Origin of the sequence: Gluconobacter sp. NFX36 (genome assembly GCF_049887835.1) — a bacterium.
Classification (GTDB): domain Bacteria; phylum Pseudomonadota; class Alphaproteobacteria; order Acetobacterales; family Acetobacteraceae; genus Gluconobacter; species Gluconobacter japonicus_A.
This window is the reverse complement of record NZ_JAGEKJ010000009.1, coordinates 117,779-140,873: the sequence shown is the minus strand read 5'-3', so window position 1 is coordinate 140,873 and position 23,095 is coordinate 117,779. Positions and strand designations below refer to the sequence as shown.

Sequence of the window (23,095 nt, the reverse complement as noted above, 5' to 3'; positions counted from 1 at the left end):
ATCTCAAACGGCTTCTGCGCCGGAGATGATCTCGATCAGTTCGTTGGTAATGTTGGCCTGGCGTGTACGGTTGTACTTCTGGGACAGACGGTCGATCGCCTTGCTGGCGTTCCGGCTCGCATTGTCCATGGCAGTCATCCGTGCACCCTGCTCACCTGCTGCGCTTTCCAGAAGGGCAGAGAAAATCTGCACCTGGAGATTGCGTGGCAGGAGGTTGGCCAGCAGCGTAGCCTCATCGGGCTCGAATTCGTATTGGGCTGCATCCGCAGACGTGTCCACGTTGTCATTTTCCGCAACAGACAGCGGCACCAGCGGAAGCTGGATGGCAATCTGCGACATCGCATTGACAAAGCGGTTGTAGATCAACGTGCAGCGATCGATTTCGCCAGCCTCAAGCATGGAGACAATTTTCTTGCCCACATACTCAGCCTTGTCGAAGCCGACATCACGCCCTTCCGTACCAGCCACACGCTCGACAACCAGATCCGGATATTCCTTCGCAAGAATATCCGCACCTTTGCGACCAACCGGCAGGAGACGAACAGTCCGACCTTCGTCCTGCAAGGTGCGGATCAGCTGACGCGCACTCCGGACGATATTGGCGTTGAAGCCACCGGCCAGACCACGATCAGACGTCAGGATCACCACAAGATGAACCTGATCCTTACCGGTTCCGCCCAGAAGCTTCGGCAGGCTGGACGCATCTGACCCACGGCTTGCCGCTGCCAGTTCCGCCATCATGCGGCCCATGGCCTCAGCATAGGGACGAGCCGCCTCAGCCTGGGACTGGGCGCGTCGCAGCTTTGAAGCTGCGACCATTTTCATGGCGTTCGTGATCTTGCGCGTCGATTTGACGCCTGTGATCCGACCGCGCAGTTCCTTCAGCGAGGGCATGGACTATCCTCAGGCTGCAAAGCGCTTACCGAAAGCTTCCAGCAGCTCCTTGAGCTTGCCTTCCGTCTCCGGCTTGATCTGGCGATCGTTGCGGATAGCCGTCAGGATGGAGGCGCCAGCGCCACGCATTTCTGTCAGCAGGGCAGCTTCGTAAGCCACAACCTTATCCACAGCAACCGGATCGACATATCCGCGTGTTCCGGCGAACAGAACCACAACCTGCTCTTCAACTGGCAGCGGAGACGTCTCAGGCTGCTTCAGGAGCTCAACCAGACGTGCACCACGCTCAAGCTGCTTGCGGGTTGCGGCATCGAGATCGGAAGCAAACTGCGAGAACGCAGCCATTTCACGATACTGAGCCAGCTCCAGCTTGATCTTGCCAGCGACCTGCTTCATCGCCTTGATCTGGGCGGCAGAACCAACACGGGACACGGAACCACCGACGTTCACAGCCGGACGGATACCCTTGTAGAACAGATCCGTCTCAAGGAAGATCTGACCGTCTGTGATGGAGATCACGTTCGTCGGGATGTATGCAGCCGTATCGCCAGCCTGCGTCTCGATGACCGGCAGAGCCGTCAGAGAGCCACCGCCATTGGCGTCGGACATCTTGGCAGCACGCTCGAGCAGACGCGAGTGCAGATAGAACACGTCACCCGGGAACGCTTCACGTGCCGGCGGACGACGCAGAAGCAGGGACATCTGGCGATAAGCGACAGCCTGCTTGGACAGGTCATCGTAGCAGGCCAGAGCATGCATGCCGTTGTCGCGGAAGTACTCGCCCATGGTGCAGGCGGTGTACGGTGCCAGATACTGCATCGGGGCAGCGTCAGAAGCCGTAGCGGCCACAACGATGGAGTATTCCATTGCGCCCTGTTCCGTCAGCGTACGGACCAGGTTTGCAACCGTGGAACGCTTCTGACCGACTGCAACATAGATGCAGTACAGGGACTTCTTCGGGTCACCTTCAGCATTAACCGGCTTCTGGGCGACAATCGTGTCCACCAGAATTGCGGTCTTGCCGGTCTGACGGTCACCAATGATCAGCTCACGCTGGCCACGCCCGATCGGAACCAGGGCGTCAATAGCCTTGATACCCGTCTGCATCGGCTCGCTGACCGACTGACGCGGCATGATGCCCGGAGCCTTGACCTCGGCGCGACGGTATTCCACGTCCACCAGCGGACCACGACCATCGATCGGGTTACCAAGACCATCGACAACGCGGCCAAGAAGGCCCTTGCCAACCGGGACTTCGACCACAGCCTTCGTACGAAGAACCGTGTCACCTTCGCGGATTTCGTCGCCGTCACCGAAAATCACGACGCCAACATTGTCGGCTTCGAGGTTCAGAGCCATGCCCTTGAGGCCAGTTCCTTCGAACTCGACCATTTCGCCAGCCATGACATTCGTCAGGCCGTACACGCGAGCAATGCCGTCACCAATCGACAGGACCGTGCCCGTCTCGGAAACGGTCTCGACCTTGTCGAAAGACGCGATCTGCTGCTTGAGGATGTCCGAAATCTCAGCGGGACGGATATCCATCACGCGGCTCCCTTCATGGCGTTCTGCAGGCGGGTCAGGCGCCCGGCGATCGAAGTATCAAACAGTGTAGAACCGACACGTACCGTCATGCCACCGATCAAGGAAGCATCCGTACGTTCGATCATGGACACGCGGCTGTAGCCGGCTTCGGCCAGACGGGCCTGAAGCTGGCTACGCTGCATGTCTGTAAGAGGTTGTGCGGAACGGATTTCTGCAACGGTCTCGCCACGAAGGCTGGCATCAAGAGCCAGCACGCCATCTAGGATGGCAGCGAGATCAGCAAGGCGACGGTTTGCGGCAATGACGCCTACAAAACGACGGACAGCATCCCCAAAACCGAGCTTTTCAGTCAGGGCGCCAGCGACCTCGCTGGAGCGGTGCGCATCAAGGCGGGAATCTGCAAGGAATGTCCGCAGATCAGCACTCTGGGAAATCGCATCGCGAAGCCCCTGAACCTGAGCCAGGACGTCAGAGAGTGCTCCCTGTTCCGAGGCATAATCATAAAGCGCCCGGGCATAGCGTTGAGCCAAGCCCCCTGTGGGTCCCATCTGCGGCACCTGTGTCACCGTCACACGCGTGTTCCGTCTCACTTTTCCGCCGCAGGATGCGGCCGGAACCGGCTTATCCGGTCCCTTGCTTCCAAATCCGTAATAGGATCAGGCACACACGACCCTGCACAGGATTCGTCTGAAACCCGGTCCTCCACTTGGCGCCGCCTCTAGCACGCGATCACGATCAAGCGCAACCGAGAGGAGCCCGCAAACCGATCCCTGAACTACACATGTTTGCATTTTTCGGGTTCTGCCTGCCGTTTTGGGTCGTACAAGCACCATTGGCCATATCAATTTTCCATATGGCACTTACCACAGCCACGCACCGACCCCGCCAAGCTCGCTAACCAATACTGATGGTGCGATGTATTTTATGCACTGCAATTTTCCAGTCTCCACGAGGAGCCCTCTTCCCCTCAGCGGACAGAATATTACCCGAACGGATACTTCGGTTCCGCAAGTGTGACGACGCGGATGGGATCGTCCAAGTCAAAGGCTGGCATCGCCACATGGAACTTCACTTGACCCAAGAATTGTTTTGGAGATGCGTGCAAGACACGACCTGGGCGTCACCGGCTTTCTCAAAGCCTCATGGCCACGCAACCGGAAATAAGAATTAGTCCTACTTGTCAGGCAACTTACACAGCCACGCACCGCCTTGGCTACGCGGCAGGAATCAAACAAATTGTCAGGAGATGGACCTTAATGGAGCGGGCGAAGGGAATCGAACCCTCCTCAGAAGCTTGGAAGGCTACTGCATTACCACTATGCTACGCCCGCCCTTAGGTCGCCGGTGTCATACTCCAGTTTTCGATGTGTCCGCAAGAGGGGAATGTCGGAAATGAAAATATGATACCATTTTCACTTCAGGCCCTTGACTTTCATCTCCGAACATTATCTTTTCCGCCCACTGTCGTTGGCGTATCATGTAAATGATCACGCACGATGATAGGGGCGTAGCTCAATTGGCTAGAGCGTCGGTCTCCAAAACCGAAGGTTGTGGGTTCGAGACCCTCCGCCCCTGCCACCCCGTTTTCCCGGATGGCTTTTCCGGCACCGGGATGCGGATTTTCATTTGATTCGAGGACGATGGTGTCGGTCACTACCCCGAAAGACGAGTCGCGGAAGACGGCGCCTCACAAAAACGGATCCGGCTTCAATCTGGGCACGTACCTCAAAGACGTGCGCAATGAGGCAAAACGGGTTACCTGGCCTACACGTCGCAACACCCTCATCACGACGGGTGCGGTGCTGGCCATGGTCACTGTGACCTGCATCTTCTTCTTCATCGTGGATCAGGTTATCGGCCTGGGCGTCCGCGAACTTTTTGGCGTTGGAGGCTAGGTCCGCACCATGGCAAAGCGTTGGTACGTTGTGCATGTCTATTCCGGCTTCGAGAAAAAGATCGCGAGCCACATTCAGGAACAGGCTGCACAGAAAGGCCTGTCCGACCACTTCGAACAGATTCTTGTTCCTTCTGAAGACGTGACCGAGATGCGCCGTGGCCGTAAGGTCAATGCCGAGCGCAAGTTCTTTCCGGGCTACGTTCTCGTAAAGATGGAACTGACGGACGATGCCTGGCATCTCGTCAAGGACACTCCTAAGGTCACAGGCTTCCTCGGAACCCGCAACCGTCCGACGCCTATTACTTCTGCAGAAGCAGACCGGATCATGAAGCAGGCTCAGGAAGGTGTGGAGCGTCCGCGTTCTGCTCTGACCTTCGAGATCGGCGAACAGATCCGTGTGGCCGATGGCCCTTTCACGTCCTTCACCGGCATGATCGAGGAAGTCGACGAAGAGCGCCAGCGTCTCAAGGTCAGCGTTTCCATCTTCGGTCGTTCGACTCCGGTGGATCTGGACTACAATCAGGTCGAAAAGCTCTAGGCTTCCACCATTGTAGTTTGCACTGCACAAAAAAAGGCTCCCACCCGGGAGCCTTTTTTATTGGATGATATACGAAAGTCTCACTTCACAGGCGCTGGCAGCGCTCTTACTTGAGCCGCAATCTGGTCTGCCAACACGGACAGTCCCTGACTCAAAGCGGCAGTCAGCTTCACCGTGTCTTTGTCCACCGTCTCAGAAGACTTCCAGACGAAGGGTTGGGTGAGAACCGGGCCAATCATCTTTCCAGCAGGATGCACTGACAGCATCCCCATGATCAGAGCATGCCCTGCCGCATCCGCTTCAAAATTACGAACCGTCACTTCGACATAAGCTGACGGCGTTGTCGTCACCGCATCGTCCTGAGCAAACACGGTCGTCCCCGGCAGACGCTGAGCCAGATCGGTCGTCAAAGTGTGAGCGATCATATTCGGCAGAGCCTCGCTCCAGCTATCCCCCGATGCCAGCTTGGTCTGATAATCCTGGTTTGCCCTGACAATCGTATCGCGATCCAGACGCATCGCAACCACGGGTGTCCGAACTTCAACAACTGTCGGGCCTCCCATCTGGGAGGCTCCCGGCAGCGGGGCCAGGGTATAAAGCTTTGGATCACTGCTACAGGCAGACAAGCCACCCATCAGACCCAGCATGCACCCTGCAAACAGCAAACGAGTAGAAGAAGACGAAAACTGTGCCATGGGTCAGTTCCTGCGGCCGGTAATAAGTGCGGAAGGATGGTGGTCCAGATAATCTGTCAGAAGACGCAGGGACCGAGCCATCTGTGTCATCTGGGTGATCATCCCCTGAAGGCTGCGATGAAAGTCCGTATCGCCACCATAGGCTCCAAGAAGAGACTGGGCGTTATTCATCGTCCCCTGCAGAGATGCCAGAAGCTCCGGTAGGTGCTGGTTGGCATTCTTGGTTAGCGTATCCAGATGCTGAAGAGAATTGCGGAGCGCTACGAGAGACTGCGTCACTTCGCGACTGTTCAGCCGCCCGTCAGCATGAGCAATCAGGCCATTGACGTGCTCCCCGATCTGGGTGAGCGGCATGGCAGCAATCTTGTCCGTAATCGTCGAGACGGAATCCATAATGCCATCAACCCCGCCTGGCTGGCTCGGCATGATTGCAACATCGCCTTCGTAGGTCAGTGCCAGAGGAGGGGCATTCTTGACGAACTGGAGCCCAATCATGGACTCTCCCGTCAGGAAGCTGGCACTCTGCACCGATGCTCGCATGCCATTAGCCACAAAAGCCGCAAGATATTCTTTGGCCTGTGCGAGTTGGCTCTCTTTCCATTCCGGCATCATACGCTCGGGTTCGATCTGCATTTCCACCCGAACGCGCGGCTTATCCTGCGGCGAAGGAATCTGCAGCTTGACGGCCGTCACCGTTCCCACCTGCAACCCGAACATGCTGACTTGGCTACCGGCTGCAAGCCCCTTTACAGACGTATCGATGTAAGTGGCGACACGCAGGCGCTGATGATAACGCGCGCTGTCTGCGTCTTCCTGACTCGTATACAGCTTGAAAACGGAATTGGCTGGCGCAACAGGCGCGGCAAGCTCCCGACGACGATCAGGCAACCCGAAGGCAACACCACCAGAGAACAGCGCCTGAATGGACTGCATCTGCACCTTCAGACCACCGGCACCGAGCCCAACCTGAATACCCGACACATTCCAGAACCGACTGTCTGTCCGCAGGTAATGGTCATAAGGCGCTTTGACGAAAACCTGTATGACGATGGGCCCCTCCCCGCCGGGAGGCATCGTGTAGCCAAGAACTTCGCCCACAGGAACATCACGGAAGAAGACTGGAGCCCCCTGCCCTAGCGAGCCGAGAGCAGGTGACACCAGCCAGAATGTCGTTCCCGGCTGATCCGAACGTACTCCAGGAACCGACTCAAGCCCCCTGAATTCAGTTTGGTAATGCCCATTGGGCGTTCCAGGATCAATGGCGATGTAGGCACCGGAAATCAACGTATCCAGACCTGTGATGCTCGCTCCGTTGATCCGGGGACGAACAACCCAGAACCGTGTGTTGTCTGTCAGGATATGAGCGCTGTTAGCGTTCATCTGAACTTTGACGTTCACATGCTGCATGTCTTTGCTCAGGGTAATTTCCTGAACCGTCCCCAAAGTCACAGCTTTATTCTTCACCTGCGTCTGACCTGGCGTCAGCCCGTCAGCCGTATCGAAGGTGATTGTGATTTCCGGACCGCGCGTCGCAAAATGCTTCCAGGCAAGCCATCCGGAGATGAGAATTGCCAGCACGGGAATCAGCAGGATCAGAGAAAAGCGGGTACGACGCACCGGAGCTTCCTCCGGCAATGCCGGCTGCTGCCCGCGATCATTTCGGGAATCGCTCACGCGCGTTCAGACTCCATATGAAGGGTATCGGAAGACGGGGCAGGCCCATCAGGAATCGGTGCATCCGGACGAATCTGCCCAGCAGCATCCTCGGGCACAGACTGATTCAGCCCGGCCGCATCCCACATGCTCCGCGGATCAAACAGTTCAACCGCAAAAATTGTGAGAATGACCACAAGTGCAAAACAGATCATGCCGGGATCGGCTGTGACATTAGCCAGAAAAGCGAAATGCACCACAGCGCAGAGAATGGAAATCATGAACACGTCGATCATCGACCATCGGCCAATGATATCCACCAGACGATACAGTTTCCCAAGCAGCGGAAGCTGCCAACGAGATCTAAGCTTGGTACTGATAATCATGAAACTCAGCGCCAGAATCTTCAGAACCGGTACGGTAATGCTGGCAAACAGCACCAGCAGCGAAAGCGGGATCATTCCCGCCTGCCAGAGTTCAATCACACCACTGATAATCGTACTCGGCGCACCGTGCCCCACTTTCGTATAAGTCATGACGGGCAGCATGTTTGCCGGAATATAAAAGATAATACCTGCAACCAGAAAGCAGCTCGCAGAAGCCAAACTCTGGCGTTTCCTGCGACGAAGGATCTGGTCACAGCGAGGGCAGTCCCCCATATCCGCTTCCTGCGGAACCGCATGATCGAAGGCTACGACCAACCCACAGGCATGACAGGAAAGCATGTGTTCGACCGGAGGCAACGGGTCTTTATGCGCATCGAGTTGCGCAACATTCAGCACCTTGCCGCGATGACCATCTACCCTTTTGCGCAAATCCCGGTTGTTCCAGATCAGCTCATCGTCAAAAGTGGAGTCCATCGCCGCCATGGTCAGCATTAGGCCACCAAGAAGATAAACGCCCGGCTGTAAATCTACGAGAGCAAGGTCAACCAGCTTGGTATAAGCGACGAGCACACCCAGAACATACACTTCCACCATCGACCAGCCCCGCAGACGGTCGTACCAGGTCAGAAGTCTAGGGGTCCAATCCGGCATATGAGGCCGCGAAGCGCCGTAAAGAACAGCCGCCATTAGAACAATCACAACACCGGGCATAGCCAGTGTTGTAAGCCCCACGAGGAGGCTCATGGTATTATACCCTTGGTAGCTCAGCTCTATCGGGCCGGACATCAGGGCGACGGTGTTTTCCCGCCCATAAACATTCAGGGTCATGAGCGGACTGATCAACAAAGCCACATATAAGGCAGCAGATGCGACACAGAACGCCGCAGGAGCCCCGATGACGGATGTTTTTCGCCGACGGACAATCTGTGATCCGCACCGCTGACATTCCGCCAGAAATCCGGGTTTTAGCTTTGGAACACGCTGAAACAGGCCGCAGACCGAACACTCATGCAGTCCCTCTACAACGTGAAGAGAGTCGTGAGGCTTCTGGGACGTCCGGGAGAGGTTGACGGCATTTTGCCAGAGGCGCTTGTGAAAACGGTCAGTCATGACGCTCCTACCCTAGCGCATGGAGCCATCAGAGGACAGTGCAGCACGCAACATCATGGCTTACGCATCAGGATGCGAAGATCAAGGTAGGACCATTTCGTACGATTTGCACGCTGCGGAAGGATTATTTTTGAAATAATATGACAAAATTCAGCTATTGCAGCACTTGGCACTGCTAGACTGAGGCTGAATTTTTGAGGAAGACCTCGATGGTGCCGGAGAAGAGATTCGAACTCCCGACCCCATCATTACGAATGACGTGCTCTACCAGCTGAGCTACACCGGCGCTACCATCGAGGTAGGCGCGTTCTAGCGGACGATTTTTTTCTTTGCAAGCCCTGAAAAGGGAAAAAATACTCACATTTCGTGAAAACGGGGCTGCTTTGCCGCAGAGTTGGGGAAACTGGCCCGGCTCACCTGCGTACACCTGAAACGGCAACGCGCTTTCAGGAGGTATCCTCATGCCACGCGGAGATAAGTCGGCCTATACGGACAAGCAGAAACGGCAGGCTCAGCATATCGAAGAAAGCTATGAAGAACGCGGCGTTTCGGAGAAAGAAGCCGAACGCCGCGCTTGGGCCACCGTCAACAAGGAAAGCGGTGGCGGCAAGAAAAGTGGTTCGGGTCGGAAGAACCACCCTAAGACATAATGCCCCTCAGGCTGCGTCCCATGCCGCACGCGCGGCATCGACACCAGCACCACGCGGCAGGCTGACGCCCTCACGCGCGAGCACCGCCTCGAAGGCAGCGAGCGTGAGCAGCACCTTGTGCTTCTGCGCATTCACGCCCATGGCACCGATCCGCCAGATCTTGCCTGTCAGCGGACCAAAGGAGGATACGATCTCAATCTCGAAATCCTTGCGCATCAGTTCCCGGACGCGCGCATTGTCTACCCCCTCTGGCACCCACACACCTGTCACATTTGCCATGCGCGTTGCATCGTCACCATAAACACGCAGGCCCATCGCCCGCAGACCGGCCACCATGGCGCGCCCGGCACGGGTATGACGCTCAACCCGCGCCTGCACACCTTCCTCGACCACAATCCGGGCTGCCTCACGGGAGGCATAGAGCATGGAGGTCGCTTCGGTGTGATGGTTCATCCGGGCCGGAGACCAGTAATTCATCAGCATCGCCAGATCGAAATAGTTCGACTGGATGACCGGTCCATCGCCCTGTGGCTGACCTGTCGCAATCCCGGCCTCATCGTGGCGACGACGTAAAATAGCGTCCACGGCACGGTCAGAGAGCGTGATGGGCGCGGAACCCGGCGGCCCACCAAGGCATTTCTGCAATCCAGCCGTGGCGACATCGATGTTCCACGCGTCCGTCTTGAACTCCATGCCGCCCAGTGTTGCCGTCGCATCCACGTAGAACAGTACGTTATGGCGACGGCAGATGGCGCCAATTTCCTCGAGCGGCTGGGCTGTCGTTGTGGACGTATCACCGTGCACTGCCGCGACCAGTCCCGGCTGGTGTTCAATGATCGCCGCTTCAACCACGGCTGGATCGACAACCTGCCCCCATTCAACATCAATCGTGCAGGGAATACCGCCACAGCGATGAACGATCTCCGTCAGTAACAGACCGAACCGGCCAATCCGCGGAATCACAACTTTCATGCCCGGCGAAACCAGCGACACCAGAGCTGCCTCAATTGCGGAACGGGCCGAACCATTCACCAACAACGTCCAGTGGTTCTTCGTCTGGAACACTTCCCGATACAGCGCCATGGTTTCGTCCATATATGCTGTCATTTCCGGGTCCATTTGCCCGATCACATCCGTTGCCATGGCTCGCAGGATACGCGGATGAACGTTGGCTGGTCCGGCACCCATCAGCAGGCGGGAGGGAGGATCAATCTGGGAGTAAGTCAGGCTCATGACTGGAATTCCTTGACGAAAGCAAGCAGGGCGCGGTGGGCGAGTTCGACATCCTCCACAAGCACCGTTTCATCCGGATGGTGGCTCAACCCACCCGGACTGCGAATGAACAGCATACCCATCGGGCAAAATCCCATCATGACCATGCTGTCATGTCCTGCACCACTCAGAAGTTGAGGAGCGGGTTGCCCGGTTACTTTTTCAATGGCGCTGGCAAACTGGCCCATAATTTCTGGAGAGCAAGCTGAAGCCGCGAGCTCCTGCGGTGCGGTAAATGAAACGTCCAGTCCACGGCGTTCGGCAATCTGCCGGATATCGGCATGGATCTCTTGCACGAGACTGTTCCGCACATCATCGGAAGCTGCACGCATATCCAGCGAGAACCACACATCGCCAGGAATGACATTGGACGTGTTGGGAGCAATATCCATCTGCCCGACAGTCGCCATCTGATTTCCTGTTCCTGCAGCACCGCGCTTCTCAACCGCCAAAATCATTTCGGCAGCCCCGGCCAGAGCGTCCCGGCGCAGAAGCATGGGCGTCGTCCCGGCATGATCAGCCTGTCCTTTGACGACCACACGCTGGCGCGTCTGTGCAGCAATCGCCGTTACAACGCCCAAGGGCCTGTCAGCCGCTTCGAGGCATGGTCCCTGTTCGATATGAGGTTCAATGAACGCCAGAATCTCTTCCGGGCGACGCGCAGCCTCTTTCAACCTTGCCGGATCGAGACCGTATGCAATCATAGCCTCTGAAACAGTCATGCCATGCGCATCCGTCACCCCTTGCGGGGCTGACGTGATCGATCCTGTCACCGTGCGGGAGCAGATCATGGGGATTGGAAAGCGGGAGCCTTCCTCATCCCCAAAGCCAATGACTTCGATGGGAAACAACAGGCGCTCATTATTGTCATGCAGTGCAGAGACCAGTTCAATTCCAAGCATCACGCCCAGATTGCCATCAAAGGCTCCACCATTGCGCACGGTATCCAGATGAGAGCCGATCACAAGCGCCGGTGAAGCCGGATCTGTTCCTTCATATCGGCCGATCAGATTGCCAACGGCGTCCGTCCGGACAGACATTCCCGCTTCTTCCATCCAAATCTGGACCTGGGCGAGCGTATGTCGATAGGATGTTCCGAGCCAGTAACGGAAAAGCTGATCCGCCATCTCGCTGAAAGGGGGTTCAACAAGGGTACGACACCGTTGAACGGCGCGGGCTCCGTGAACTGTCATTCTGTCTCCGCCGGAAGGAAATCATGTCTTGCAGGAACTGTGCGCTCATAACGGAATCAGATCAAGTTGACTGCGTGATAAAACTATCCTCACATATTCGCATGAAAGATCAGACGTATCTTGATCCCATGCATCTGCGTTCATTTCTGGCTGTCGCAGAAACCCTGCATTTCACGTCTGCGGCCCAGACGCTTGGTTTCAGCCAGTCCACCATCAGCCAGCATGTCAGCCGGCTTGAGGAGCAGCTTGGAACGCGCCTACTTGCTCGCAGTACGAAGGCTGTAAGGCTCACGGACGACGGGATGGCCCTTGTATCGCTGGGCCAGAGACTGTTGCAGGTTGAAAGCAACCTGTTTGCCTATTTTCGGAAGGGAATCCCACGCGGCACGATTCGTCTGGGCGTCACGGAAGACCTGCTCCTGACGCGATTTCCCGAAATCCTGGGAACGTTCCGTGCCGCTCATCCGTCCCTTCAGATCACCATGACCGTTGGCCTCAGCGCGTCGTTGACGCGCCTGTTGGAAAACGACGAAATCGATCTGCTTTGTGGGATGCGTCGATCTTCTGAAACGCATGGCCAGAAGCTTTGGACGGAAGAATTGAGATGGTTTGGACCGGAAGAGACCCTGCCGGAAAAAGGCGCATCCCTCCCCCTCGTGACCTTTCCTGAAGGCAGCGTCACGAGGCGTCTTGCCATTGAGGCTCTCAATCGTGCTGGGCAATCTTGGCATATTGCTTTCACCAGCAGCAATCTCAGCGCCATTCTTGCTGCGGTTCGCGCTGGCTATGGCGTCACAGCCCAACCCAGCTTCCTTAGCGGAACCGAGGGCCTCTCCGTCTACCAGCCTGACAGTCTACCCCCTATTCCAGACGTCGATTTTATCGCCGCGACGCGTCATCAAACAGCACAAGGGCCGGAAGACCTCCTAATTCGAACGCTGTGTGACCACATTTCACGCCTTCGTCCCATCCCTCTCTCGTGACGGTATTTCCCATGCAGACACCCAATTCTCTACGCGGGATGGTGACATCTCCTCACCATCTGGCCAGTCAGGCAGGCCTTGATGTTCTAAAAGATGGCGGTACGGCCATTGAGGCTGTGGTCGCAACTGCCGCGGCCCTGGCCGCTGTCTATCCGCACATGACTGGTCTCGGCGGGGATGGGTTCTGGGTAATTTCATATCCCAATGGAAAAACGATCGCGATTGATGCGTGTGGTCGCCTCGCGCGCAACGCAACGCTTGATCTTTATGCACAGGCTGGACACAGCATCATTCCCTGGCGTGGTGGTCTGGCAGCAAATACGGTTGCGGGGACGGTCTCTGGCTGGGAAGCCGCACTGAAGGAGAGCGCAGGACATCAGCCCAATCTGCCTCTTGAGCGGCTTCTGCGCGATGCCATTCATTATGCCAGCACAGGACGCGTGGTTTCCGAGAGTGAAGCGGGTCTTCTCAAGTCAAAACAGGCTGAACTGTCTGGTGATCCAACCTTCCGCGCCACCTGCCTTCCGGGGGATACCCCATGGGTAGAAGGAAGCATTCAGACATCTCCTTTCCTTGCCGCAACGCTTCGCAGCCTTGTGCAGCATGGCCTAAGGAGCTTCTATGAAGGCGATCTGGCAAAGGGGATGGCCGCCGATCTTGAAGTCGCAGGCAGCCCTCTCCGTCTGGACGACTTTCTGACTCATCAGGCCGAAGTCAAAGCCCCTCTGGAAGTCCAGACTTCTTTGGGCACGCTTTATAATATGGCGCCTCCCACACAGGGCGCAGCGTCGCTGTTAATTCTGGCCCTGGAAGACCGCCTCCCCCATCATGACGGACCGGAAACCTTTGAACATCTGCATGGGTTGATCGAGGCCACCAAACAGGCCTTCCGGTATCGCAACCGCGAGATTGACGGACGCTCTACCGCTGAAGCCGACATTCGCGCTCTTCTGGCAGATCAGAACGCCTTGGATGACATGGCTGCCCGTATTTCGATGACCAAGGCCTTCCCCTGGACCGAAGAAACCCAGTGGGGCGATACGACGTGGATGGGCGCGATTGACAGCAACGGCGTCGCAGTCAGCATGATCCAAAGTCTGTATTTTGAGTTCGGTTCTGGTGTGATGCTGCCCCAAAGTGGTCTGTTCTGGCAGAACCGCGGTTCATCTTTCCGTCTCAAACCCTCAGGCTGGAACTGCCTGCTTCCGGGTTCCAAACCATTCCATACCCTGAATCCTGCCGCTGCTCGCCTGAAAGACGGACGCACAATGGTTTACGGAACAATGGGTGGGGAAGGACAGCCACAGACGCAGGCTGCCATTTTCAGCCGATATGCACGCTATGGGGTGCCATTGCAGGAGGCCATTTGCCGTCCGCGCTGGCTGCTGGGCCGGACATGGGGCGAAGAAAGCACGTCCCTGAAAGTGGAGCCGGGTTTTGCGCCGGAGGTCGTACAGGCGCTCCACAAGGCTGGCCACATCATTGAAGAACTTCCCGCTCTGTCCTCTGTCATGGGACATGCGGGTGCGATCGTTCGCCACAGCAATGGACGTTTTGAAGGGGCGACAGACCCGAGAAGTGATGGGGCTGTCGCAGCCTGGTAAAATTGGCAGGAGAGCCGCCTCAATGACGACTCTCTTTTTAATCCTCAGACCAGCCGGGCAACGGCGCTGCCGTCGCGTTCCAGAGACTCGCCCAGAGCCAGCAGCCGATCTTCCCGGCCAGGGCGCGCAATAAGTTGTGCCCCCAATGGAAGGCCCGCTGTCTTCATAGGGACCGTCAGAACCGGGAAACCCGCCAGTGTAAGCGGTTGGGTATAAAGCCCAAGGTTCGCGCGTGCCGAAACCATCTTGCCGCCCACCTCAATCAAGGGCTGATCGAAACGCGGCGCTTCACCCACAACAGCTGGAGCCAGCAGGATATCCGCATCCGCAAAGGCCTCATGCATCCGGGCACGGAACCAGTTCCGCAGGCGATGGGCCTGAAAAATCAGGGATGCGGGCAAAAGCGCACCGGCCAGAAGGCGATCGCGAACGGCTGGATCGTAATCCTGTGCCTGGGTGCGCAACCGATGCAGATGAAGAGCCGCACCTTCCGATGCACTGATGACGAATGCCGACGCCCGCGCACGGGCCACTTCCGGCAGTTCGACTGTTCGTGTGGCTCCCAGACGCTCGCCCAATGCGTCCACAGCATCTGCCATCGGGACAGACATGTTCTCTGCGAACCATCCACCCAGACGAGCCACTTTCAGCGCCCCGACATCAACAGGAGCGTTTTCGGTCTGAACCAGCGCTTCGAAACAGGCACGCAGACCACCCGCACTGTCGGCAAACGGGCCAACAGTGTCGAGGCTGGCGACAAACGGATAACTCCCTTCGACAGGGAGCCGCCCCTGTGTCGCACGGAGTCCCCAGATTCCGCACAGCGAAGCCGGAACACGAATGGACCCGTTCGTGTCGGATCCCAGCCCCAGAGAGAACAGACGCGCCGCCACGCCAGCGGCGGACCCACCCGAAGATCCACCCGCCAGATGATGCGGCGCGTGCGGATTCCGCGTGACACCATGATGAGCGTTGTCCGTTGCAAACCCGTAGGCGAACTCGTCCATATTCGTCAGCGCGACAGGAATGGCGCCCGCATCAATCAGGCGCGTGACAAGCGCAGCATCCCGCGTAGCAGGCGGATCATTGGCTAGAACTTTCGATCCAGCCGTTGTCACCTGACCGGCCACATCGAACAGATCCTTGATCCCGAACGGCACACCTGCCAGAGCACCCGGATCACGACCTTCCGCAACAGCAGCATCCACCGCAGCAGCCGCTGCCATGGCACGATCCGTCAACGGCCGGGTGACGCAGTTCAGAAGATCATCGCGCTGGACAATATCCGCAAATACGGCTTGAGTGACTTCAGTTGCAGAGATGTCGCCACCACGAACCTTTGCAGCAATATCCAGCGTCCGGAACTGCAGACCGCTCATGGCTCGTACTCGAAAGCTGGCTCAAGCCGGTCGGACAAGTCCATGCCTTCAATCAGCGTCGCGTAAGACCGTAAAAGGTCGAGGTTCATACGCACGCCCTCATGGAATTCGGTAGGAATCGCAAGCCCGTTAGCGGCGGCAAGGACCTTGATTTCGGTATCTTCTGACAGGCTCATGGCGCCAATTTCGCTCCTTCAGGGGCAATTTCAGGATATGTCTGCCATCAGGGAAACATGGGCAGCGAGAATTTTCCAGCCGTTCTGTGTACGAAACCATGTCTGACTCTGACGCCCAATTTTCGTGCCGCCCTTTCGCTGGAACTCCAGATCCACGACAGCCGCATCTTGACCAATCGTTGTAATCACACGCCGCAGAACATCCCGTGGAGGCGAACCGCCGGGCCGCTTCTTTCGGAACTCACGAATTTCCTCAATGCCGTACAGATTTTCGCCAACGCCGTAACGCACTGTCTCTGGTCCAGCGTAAAAGAGATCATCCAGCGTCTGAAGATCGTTTTCTCCGAGCGCCTTTTCATAAAGATCAGCCAGAGGCTCAACTTCCGCTACAATCCGCGGATCATTCAGTGTCATCGCTGTTTCCTTCTGCATGCCCGGCGAGAACAAGCTTGTGCCCGCGTTCCCGCAACGTCTGAATCTGTCCTGGGTCCAGTTCCGTATCCGTAAAGACACAGGACACCTGATCCAGATGCCCTACCTTGTAAGTGGACCGACGCCCGAACTTCATGCTGTCTACGAGAAGGAAGCACTCTTCCGTACGCCGCATCATGGCAGCGTTCAGGCTTGCTTCCTCGCCATCCGGAGTCGAAATCGTATCGTCAGGTTGTACGGCACTGGCACCCAGAAATACCTGATCGAACCAAAGATTTTCGATGGCCTGCTCCGCCAAAATTCCCACAAGACTACGGTTGGCATGACGCAGACGACCACCCAGAAGGATCATCTCAACGCCTTCAACCCCGCTCAGGGCTTCTGATACCGTGATGTTATTGGAGAAAACCGTCAGGGGCATCGGGTCGATCCGCAGACGCCGGGCGAGCTGCAGCACAGTCGTTCCGGCATCAAAAAAGACCGCCGAACCGCGCTTCAGGCAGGAGAATGCCTCATCCGCAATAGCGCGCTTATGATCCAGAGCCTGATTTTCGCGGGTTTCAAACGCCACTTCACGATCAACGGATTCGGCGAGGGACGCCCCACCATGTGTCCGGATGACAATACCCTGCTCTTCCAGTCGCTGGAGATCACGCCTGATCGTTGCAAGCGATGCATCGACCTGCTCAGCCAGTTCGTGAACGCCAGTCATGCCGTTCAGATAAAGATAGTGACGGATCTGCGTCAGACGGTCGGAAGCCAAGGTCGCTCTCCCCTGTGGGCCATGACGCAACCACTCTAGTCACGCTCAGGCTTTTTGGGAAGCACGCATGAAATGATCGAAATTGGAACATTTCGATCATAAAGATGACTTGACATGACCGCGTTGCGACCGGTCATATCGAAAAAGGATCAAATGGCCCCGGAAAGTTTTGCCGTGACTGAACCCTGTATCGCAGCGATTGACGGTGGCGGCAGCAAGACCCTTCTTGTGGTGCTCAACTCTGACGGCACAATCGCCAATGTTGAGCAGACCGGTGGCACAAATCCGTTCGATCAGCCGCTCTGGCGGGAACGCTTGACAGGGCTGCTCAAGTTACTTCCCACCTCGACACAGGCCGTTGGTCTGGGACTTGCAGGTTACGGTGAAAGCGCAACACTCTGCGCACGACAAGAAGACGCTGTTTCGGAGAGTGTTGGCAAAATCCCCTATTCCCTGACGAACGATGTGGATATGGCCTGTTCCGCCGCTTTTGGTGGCGAACCGGGGGTGCTTGTTCTGTCTGGTACTGGTTCCATGGCCTGGGCCTCGGACGGGCGAGGTCAACATTGTCGCGTTGGCGGATGGGGAAGCCTGTTTGGCGATGAAGGAAGCGCCTATCAGATCGGCCGCAATGCCCTGACGCTTCTGACCCATATTCTGGATGGCCGGAACACGCGGGATTTCGCATTTCTGGAACCATTCTGTATGGCCATGGGTCTGCCCTCGGATCCAAAGCTCTGCACCCCTGCCCTTCTTGAGTGGTACGGCAATCTGGAGCATCCGCGCTCCGCCGTTGCTGCCTTGGCACGCCATGTTTCGACATTGGCTGAAAACGGCTGCACACCCGCCGCGGCCCTTCTGAATACTGCCGCAACCGAACTGGCCGTACATATTCGGGCGGCACGAACCAAAATGCCGGACGTAGAACTGCCCTGGAGCTACGCAGGTGGCACGCTTCAAAGTCCGTTCCTGCGCAACGCCATCGCGGCGCAGTGCGGTACGCCTGTCTCTCCGCTTTTACCTCCTATCGGTGGCGGTCTCCTGACTGCGGCCCGTCAAGCTGGATGGACGCCTGACGCGTCCTGGATCACATCTCTTGCCCGCACGCTTGGCGCTGCGGGACTTGGCTCCTGAAAGGCTCTCTCTCATGAACGCTACCGAACGCGGTATTCGCGAACAGTTTCCCCTCTGGAACAAGGTGGACATGCGGGATGTCCACCCGGACCCTGAAACCGTGACAGTCGTTGTCGGCTGCGGCACATCCGTCCATATTGCGGACTCCATTGCCGCCAGTCTGAACGCACACGGAGTGTTCTCCCGCGCTGTCGCGGGCAATGAATGGACCCGTCGCCCGCAGGACTATGTGCCCTCAAACATTCGCCCGAACATTCTGGCGCTTTCCCGCAGTGGTGAATCCACCGAAACCGTTGCCGCTGCCATCGAGAGCCGCAAGAACGGACTGCACGTCACGGCGTTCACCTGTGCGGAAGACACGAGCCTGGAAAAAAACGCGGACGAGACCGTTCTGGCTGAAACGCACGCTGAAGAAGGGATCGTCATGACGGCATCAGCCAGTCTGATGCTGCTGATGGGCCTACGTTATGCGGGTATTGCCGTTACGCCGGAGACGACAAAGGCTGCCGAAGAGCTCCTTAACGAGGCCGACTCACAGCTCAAAGCGCTGATCGAAGGTCGGTCCCATTTCGTGTTCCTGGGCGCTGGTGCGCTTTATGGTGTTGCACGCGAAGGCTCCCTGAAGCTTCAGGAAATGAGCCTGAGCCAGACAGAAGCGCATCATCCGCTAGAATACCGTCACGGCCCGATCAGCCTGATTGATGACAGCTCACTCGTCGTCTTCCTGTACCGCCCGGACACGTTGGAAGAAGAGAGCATTCTCGCCAAGGATCTGATGGCCAAGGGCGCACGTGTTCTGGGTATCGGTGGCCCCGGCACAGTCTCGCTGTCCGTCAAAGAGGGCGCGGATGTGCGTCCGTTGGTCGTTCTGCCCGTGCTGCAGCTTTTCGGTGAATATGTCGCCCGCTCCAAGGGCCTTGATACCCTGGCACCGCGTCACCTCACCAAAGTCGTGACGATCGCCTGATCATGAGCATTTCCCCCTTTCTGAACCTCGTCAAACAGGCGCATGACCCAGCCGTTCCTCCGGCACAGCGCCAGGGTCTGGCCTCCGTCTGCTCCGCGCATCCACTGGTGCTGGAAGCCGCATTGCAGCGCGCGGCCAGAACCGGTCGGCCTGTCCTGATCGAGGCGACCTGCAATCAGGTCAATCAGGATGGGGGTTATACTGGCATGACCCCGGCAGATTTCCGGGATCTTGTGCTGGGCATTGCTGCGAAGGTCGGCTGCCCGGCACATCTTGTTCTCCTTGGTGGTGACCATCTTGGGCCCAATCCATGGAAATCCCTGCCCCCGCAGGAGGCCATGGAGAAGGCCCTGACCATGATTGAAGCCTTTGCGAAAGCGGGCTTCGTCAAACTGCATCTCGATGCCAGCATGGGCTGTGCGGGCGAACCGGTTGCGCTGTCCGATGAAACTGTTGCCGAACGCGCCTGCGCCCTTGCACAGCGCGCCGAAAGCGCGGCTCCCGGTCAGGCCGTCTATATTATCGGAACGGAAGTACCTGTTCCGGGTGGTGCGGCTGAGGCTCTGGACCATTTGGAGCCGACCTCTCCGGACGCTGCCACTGCCACACTTCAGATTCACGAAACGCTGTTCCGCCGCGTTCTGGGCAATGACGTCTGGGACCGTGTGATCGGGCTTGTCGTTCAGCCGGGCGTGGAGTTCGGCGTGGAAGATGTCGTGATTTACGACCGGCCCCGCGCGCAAACCCTCTCGGCCACGCTGAACAGGATGCCGGGCCAGATCTTCGAAGCCCATTCGACCGATTATCAGCCCCTCTCCGCCCTGCGCGCGCTTGTAGAAGACGGCTTCCTGCTCCTGAAGGTCGGACCAGGTCTGACCTTTGCCCTGCGTGAAGCCCTGTATGGGCTGGACAGTATCCGCTCTGTCCTTTTGCCGCAGCAGGAAAGCCTGCGGGCGGTCATGGAACGGATCATGACGCAGCAGCCTGCGCAGTGGCGTGGCCATTACGAAGGCACGGACAGAAAGCTCGCCATTCTCCGTCACTATGCTTACAGCGACCGCATCCGCTATTACTGGCCTCAGCCGGATGCGGAAGCGGCTGTGGAAACGCTTCTGCGCCAGCTTGAAGAAACAGGGCTGCCAGATCCGCTTCTGAGCCAGTTTCTGCCTGTGCAGTACGAAAAAATCCGCGACGGACTGCTTCCACGGCATCCCCGCGCAGTTATTCTTTCCGCAATCGACACAGTTCTTGGCCTGTACGATCAGGCCTGTGGAGCCGAAGTGACATGAACCGTTCCCCGGACAGCCTGACTGGCTCATACGGCCTTGGTCCACTTGGTGTTGCCGCCGCCATCTTCTTCATGATGGGTTTTGTGACCTGGCTGAACGGGCCGCTGATCTCATTTGTCCGGGTTGCGTTCTCCCTGGGAGACGTCAGCGCCTTTCTGGTGCCTCTGGTCTTCTACCTGTCGTATTTCCTGTTCTCCATTCCCGCATCATTTGTCGCCCGGTCACTAGGTTTGCGCCGTGGTCTATCCGGGGCTCTGGTTTTGTGTGCGGCGGGCGTGGCTCTGTTCGGGCAGTTCGTCTCCATGCGCATTTATGGCGGCGCACTGGCCGGGCTTCTGGTGCTGGGTTCAGGCCTTGCGCTGATGCAGGTCGTCATCAACCCGCTGGTCAGCCTTCTTGGTCCGTCCGAACGGGCTGCCCAGCGTATTGCCATCATGGGTGTCTGCAATAAATTCGCCGGTATTCTGGCACCTATCGTACTGGCCACAGTCGTCATGGGCGATATCGGAAATGTCGCGGAAAAAGCACAGCTTGCTGCAACGCCAGAAGCACGAGACGCCATTCTGAACAGCTTTGTTCATGCTATTTATGCGCCATATATGAGCATGGCTGTCGTTCTGCTGGTGGCTGCGGTGGGCGTCATTTTCTTCCCCCTGCCGGAACTTCAGGCCCCGCCACTTCCCAGCGTGAGCGGAAGCAGCGAGAAGATTTTCCGGCCGCATCTCGTCTTCGGCATTGGGGCCATGTTCCTCTATGTCGGCATTGAAGTCATGGCCGGCGACGCCATCGGGACATACGGGCAAGGCTTTGGCCTTCCGCTGAGCCAGACCAAATTCTTCACCTCCCTGACCCTTGCCGGAATGCTGGCGGGTTATGTCGCAGGGTTCATTGTTGTTCCACGTATGATGACGCAGGAACGCTTTCTTGAATTTTCCTGCATTGGCGGCTGCATCCTGACCATTGCGGCCTTCCTGACGCAGGGTTACGCCTCGGTGCTCTGCGTCGCTCTGCTGGGTGCCACAAACGCCATGATCATGCCGACGATCTTCCCGATTGCCATCCGGGGTGCCGGCCCATGGACACCATTAGCCTCGGCCCTGCTCGTCATGGCGTATAGCGGCGGTGCGATCATTCCGCAGATCTATGTTCTGCTGAAGCCTTATGTCGGCTTTCAGGCGATGTTTGCACTCCTCGTCCTGCCATCCTATCTCGCAGTTCTTTTCTACGCCCGCCGTTACGGACAGACGGGCCTCCTGCCACTGGACCAGAAAAAATGATCTCTCATCTCGATGGTAACCTCGTTCTCCGTGATCGCATTGTTCCGGGACGTGTCACCTTCGACAGCCACATCCGTGATCTGGAGCCTCTGAAAAACGCTGGGAAGCGCTATATTCTTCCCGGCTTCATTGATGGGCATGTCCATGGCGGTGGCGGCGCTGACACCATGGATGGTGTTGAGGCCATTGAGACTCTGGCCCGCTTTCATATGTCACACGGCACAACCACCATTCTGCCGACAACCATCACCGCACCCTGGAACGACGTCATGAACGCTCTGCGGGCTGTGGCAGAAGTCTGTAAACGCGGCGTCGAGAACGGGCCGCGTATTCATGGCGCGCATCTGGAAGGGCCGTTCGTCAGCCCCCACAAACTTGGTGCACAACCTCCGTTCGCTATTCCTCCCTCTCCAGAAAAAGTTCAGGACGCCATCGCAACGGGATGTGTGCGTGTGGTCACGCTCGCGCCGGAACTTGAACATGCTGAGAGCGCGATGCGCAGTTTCGCTCAAGCCAATGTGCGCGTCAGCCTTGGTCACACGACAACGGACTATGATGGAACGGAGCGCGCCATCTGTCTGGTGTGCGGTTCTGGCGGTACGATTGGCGCAACACATCTCTTCAACGCCATGTCTCCCATTGAAGGGCGCAAGCCTGGTCCCGTTACGGCACTGATGTGCAGTGACACGGCTTATGCAGAGATGATTTTCGATACGCACCATGTTCATCCCGCCAGCTTCCGTCTGGCATCACGCGTGATGGGAGATCGCCTTCTTTTCGTGACGGACGCCATGCGGGGCACAGGGGAACTGGAAGGACCAAGCAGTCTGGGTGGACAGGATGTGCTCATTCAGGATGGTGTTGTTCGTCTGCCAGGCGGCTCTCTGGCGGGTAGTGTGCTCACACTCGATCAGGCCTTGCGCAATGCCGTCCAGGCCGGAAAGTCCCTGCCGGAAGCAGCAAAACTCGTCAGCACCAATGCGGCAGCCTATCTGGGACTGCATGATCGAGGCATGATTTCTCCTGAGCTTTTGGCAGATTTCACGATTCTGGATGAAAATCTACGCGTTACGGAAGTCTGGGTGGACGGAAAAAGGACCCACTGAGCCTTTACCGTCATTGTTCAATCAGCAATCTGACTGGATGATCAAAACAAAATCAAAAAAAAGAACAAATCTGATCGTTTTTGATTGACAACAATTTTACACAATTCATACGCTGCTGATGTTCCGCAACCGTTACGGGATCGCGGTCGTCC

Annotated in this window: 22 protein-coding genes and 3 tRNA genes; 11 read left to right on the top strand and 14 right to left on the bottom strand. The window is 57.3% G+C overall.

Translation table 11 applies throughout. The annotated features are described in order from the left end of the window. Positions 1-3: 3 nt before the first annotated feature. The 4 genes from J4P41_RS10990 to J4P41_RS10975 all read right to left on the bottom strand — a co-directional run bounded on the left by J4P41_RS10990 (position 4) and on the right by J4P41_RS10975 (position 3,770). A complete protein-coding gene (locus J4P41_RS10990; protein ID WP_010503581.1) occupies positions 4-894 on the bottom strand; it encodes a F0F1 ATP synthase subunit gamma in 891 nt (296 codons plus the stop codon). A 9-nt stretch (positions 895-903) separates the two neighbouring features. Continuing rightward, complete coding sequence (gene atpA, locus J4P41_RS10985; protein WP_010503583.1) at positions 904-2,439, bottom strand: F0F1 ATP synthase subunit alpha; 1,536 nt, start codon at positions 2,437-2,439, stop codon at positions 904-906. After that, positions 2,439-3,011, bottom strand: a complete 573-nt coding sequence (gene atpH / locus J4P41_RS10980; protein ID WP_034880916.1) for an ATP synthase F1 subunit delta — start codon at positions 3,009-3,011, stop codon at positions 2,439-2,441. The genes atpA and atpH overlap by 1 nt, the downstream gene beginning before the upstream one ends. Positions 3,012-3,696: 685 nt before the next feature. Next, positions 3,697-3,770, bottom strand: a tRNA-Gly gene (locus tag J4P41_RS10975). Between the two features lie 170 nt (positions 3,771-3,940). Here J4P41_RS10975 and J4P41_RS10970 point away from each other — a divergent pair. The 3 genes from J4P41_RS10970 to nusG all read left to right on the top strand — a co-directional run bounded on the left by J4P41_RS10970 (position 3,941) and on the right by nusG (position 4,874). Then, positions 3,941-4,017: transfer RNA gene (locus tag J4P41_RS10970), tRNA-Trp, on the top strand. A 62-nt stretch (positions 4,018-4,079) separates the two neighbouring features. Then, complete coding sequence (secE, locus tag J4P41_RS10965; RefSeq protein WP_010503587.1) at positions 4,080-4,334, top strand: preprotein translocase subunit SecE; 255 nt, start codon at positions 4,080-4,082, stop codon at positions 4,332-4,334. 9 nt (positions 4,335-4,343) lie between these two features. Beyond that, positions 4,344-4,874 (top strand): transcription termination/antitermination protein NusG, encoded by a 531-nt coding sequence (nusG, locus tag J4P41_RS10960; protein ID WP_010503588.1) that lies wholly within the window; start codon positions 4,344-4,346, stop codon positions 4,872-4,874. Between the two features lie 80 nt (positions 4,875-4,954). Here the strand turns inward: nusG and J4P41_RS10955 are convergent, their stop codons facing one another. The 4 genes from J4P41_RS10955 to J4P41_RS10940 form a co-directional block, all read right to left on the bottom strand. Beyond that, on the bottom strand, positions 4,955-5,569 hold the full coding sequence (locus J4P41_RS10955) for a PqiC family protein (RefSeq protein ID WP_062017751.1): 615 nt from the start codon (positions 5,567-5,569) through the stop codon (positions 4,955-4,957). A gap of 3 nt (positions 5,570-5,572) precedes the next feature. Continuing rightward, positions 5,573-7,243 carry an intermembrane transport protein PqiB gene (locus J4P41_RS10950; protein WP_426067153.1) on the bottom strand — a complete coding sequence of 557 codons (1,671 nt, stop codon included), beginning with the start codon at positions 7,241-7,243 and terminating at the stop codon, positions 5,573-5,575. Beyond that, positions 7,240-8,718 carry a paraquat-inducible protein A gene (locus J4P41_RS10945; protein WP_010503591.1) on the bottom strand — a complete coding sequence of 493 codons (1,479 nt, stop codon included), beginning with the start codon at positions 8,716-8,718 and terminating at the stop codon, positions 7,240-7,242. The genes J4P41_RS10950 and J4P41_RS10945 overlap by 4 nt, the downstream gene beginning before the upstream one ends. Positions 8,719-8,928: 210 nt before the next feature. Beyond that, a tRNA-Thr gene (locus tag J4P41_RS10940) sits at positions 8,929-9,004 on the bottom strand. A 175-nt stretch (positions 9,005-9,179) separates the two neighbouring features. On the opposite strand from J4P41_RS10940, the gene J4P41_RS10935 reads away from it, so the two are divergent. Next, positions 9,180-9,368 carry a hypothetical protein gene (locus J4P41_RS10935; RefSeq protein ID WP_010503592.1) on the top strand — a complete coding sequence of 63 codons (189 nt, stop codon included), beginning with the start codon at positions 9,180-9,182 and terminating at the stop codon, positions 9,366-9,368. Positions 9,369-9,374: 6 nt separating this feature from the next. Here the strand turns inward: J4P41_RS10935 and J4P41_RS10930 are convergent, their stop codons facing one another. Both J4P41_RS10930 and J4P41_RS10925 read right to left on the bottom strand, forming a co-directional pair. Continuing rightward, entirely contained in the window at positions 9,375-10,601 is a 1,227-nt protein-coding gene (locus J4P41_RS10930) for a pyridoxal-phosphate-dependent aminotransferase family protein (RefSeq protein ID WP_426067152.1), read from the bottom strand. Next, on the bottom strand, positions 10,598-11,833 hold the full coding sequence (locus J4P41_RS10925) for an allantoate amidohydrolase (protein ID WP_426067151.1): 1,236 nt from the start codon (positions 11,831-11,833) through the stop codon (positions 10,598-10,600). Before J4P41_RS10925 ends, J4P41_RS10930 begins: the two co-directional genes overlap by 4 nt. Positions 11,834-11,934: 101 nt before the next feature. Here J4P41_RS10925 and J4P41_RS10920 point away from each other — a divergent pair, with 101 nt between their 5' ends. Continuing rightward, positions 11,935-12,816, top strand: a complete 882-nt coding sequence (locus J4P41_RS10920) for a LysR family transcriptional regulator (RefSeq protein ID WP_061930656.1) — start codon at positions 11,935-11,937, stop codon at positions 12,814-12,816. Positions 12,817-12,854: 38 nt separating this feature from the next. After that, on the top strand, positions 12,855-14,420 hold the full coding sequence (locus J4P41_RS10915; protein ID WP_426067164.1) for a gamma-glutamyltransferase family protein: 1,566 nt from the start codon (positions 12,855-12,857) through the stop codon (positions 14,418-14,420). Positions 14,421-14,464: 44 nt separating this feature from the next. Here the strand turns inward: J4P41_RS10915 and J4P41_RS10910 are convergent, their stop codons facing one another. The 4 genes from J4P41_RS10910 to J4P41_RS10895 are packed head-to-tail and all read right to left on the bottom strand — an operon-like array spanning position 14,465 to position 17,170. Further along, a complete protein-coding gene (locus J4P41_RS10910; protein WP_426067150.1) occupies positions 14,465-15,799 on the bottom strand; it encodes an AtzE family amidohydrolase in 1,335 nt (444 codons plus the stop codon). Continuing rightward, on the bottom strand, positions 15,796-15,975 hold the full coding sequence (locus J4P41_RS10905; protein WP_426067148.1) for a DUF4089 domain-containing protein: 180 nt from the start codon (positions 15,973-15,975) through the stop codon (positions 15,796-15,798). The genes J4P41_RS10910 and J4P41_RS10905 overlap by 4 nt, the downstream gene beginning before the upstream one ends. A gap of 30 nt (positions 15,976-16,005) precedes the next feature. Next, positions 16,006-16,389: an oxalurate catabolism protein HpxZ gene (hpxZ, locus tag J4P41_RS10900; protein ID WP_061930454.1), complete on the bottom strand. Its 384-nt coding sequence runs from the start codon at positions 16,387-16,389 to the stop codon at positions 16,006-16,008. Beyond that, the gene (locus J4P41_RS10895) at positions 16,376-17,170 is read right to left on the bottom strand and encodes a DeoR/GlpR family DNA-binding transcription regulator (RefSeq protein ID WP_010503601.1); all 795 of its coding nucleotides are present in this window, start codon (positions 17,168-17,170) and stop codon (positions 16,376-16,378) included. Before J4P41_RS10895 ends, hpxZ begins: the two co-directional genes overlap by 14 nt. A gap of 153 nt (positions 17,171-17,323) precedes the next feature. Here J4P41_RS10895 and J4P41_RS10890 point away from each other — a divergent pair, with 153 nt between their 5' ends. Genes J4P41_RS10890 through nagA form a run of 5 tightly spaced genes read left to right on the top strand, consistent with a single transcriptional unit; the run spans position 17,324 to position 22,943 of the window. Further along, positions 17,324-18,304, top strand: a complete 981-nt coding sequence (locus J4P41_RS10890) for an N-acetylglucosamine kinase (protein ID WP_426067147.1) — start codon at positions 17,324-17,326, stop codon at positions 18,302-18,304. Next, on the top strand, positions 18,267-19,271 hold the full coding sequence (locus tag J4P41_RS10885) for an SIS domain-containing protein (RefSeq protein ID WP_426067146.1): 1,005 nt from the start codon (positions 18,267-18,269) through the stop codon (positions 19,269-19,271). Before J4P41_RS10890 ends, J4P41_RS10885 begins: the two co-directional genes overlap by 38 nt. 2 nt (positions 19,272-19,273) lie before the next feature. Beyond that, positions 19,274-20,560, top strand: coding sequence for a D-tagatose-bisphosphate aldolase, class II, non-catalytic subunit (locus J4P41_RS10880; protein ID WP_426067145.1), 1,287 nt, complete (start codon positions 19,274-19,276; stop codon positions 20,558-20,560). Further along, positions 20,557-21,837 (top strand): glucose/galactose MFS transporter, encoded by a 1,281-nt coding sequence (gene gluP / locus J4P41_RS10875; protein ID WP_426067144.1) that lies wholly within the window; start codon positions 20,557-20,559, stop codon positions 21,835-21,837. Before J4P41_RS10880 ends, gluP begins: the two co-directional genes overlap by 4 nt. Further along, the gene (gene nagA / locus J4P41_RS10870) at positions 21,834-22,943 is read left to right on the top strand and encodes an N-acetylglucosamine-6-phosphate deacetylase (RefSeq protein WP_426067143.1); all 1,110 of its coding nucleotides are present in this window, start codon (positions 21,834-21,836) and stop codon (positions 22,941-22,943) included. Before gluP ends, nagA begins: the two co-directional genes overlap by 4 nt. The last annotated feature ends 152 nt before the right edge of the window (positions 22,944-23,095 follow it).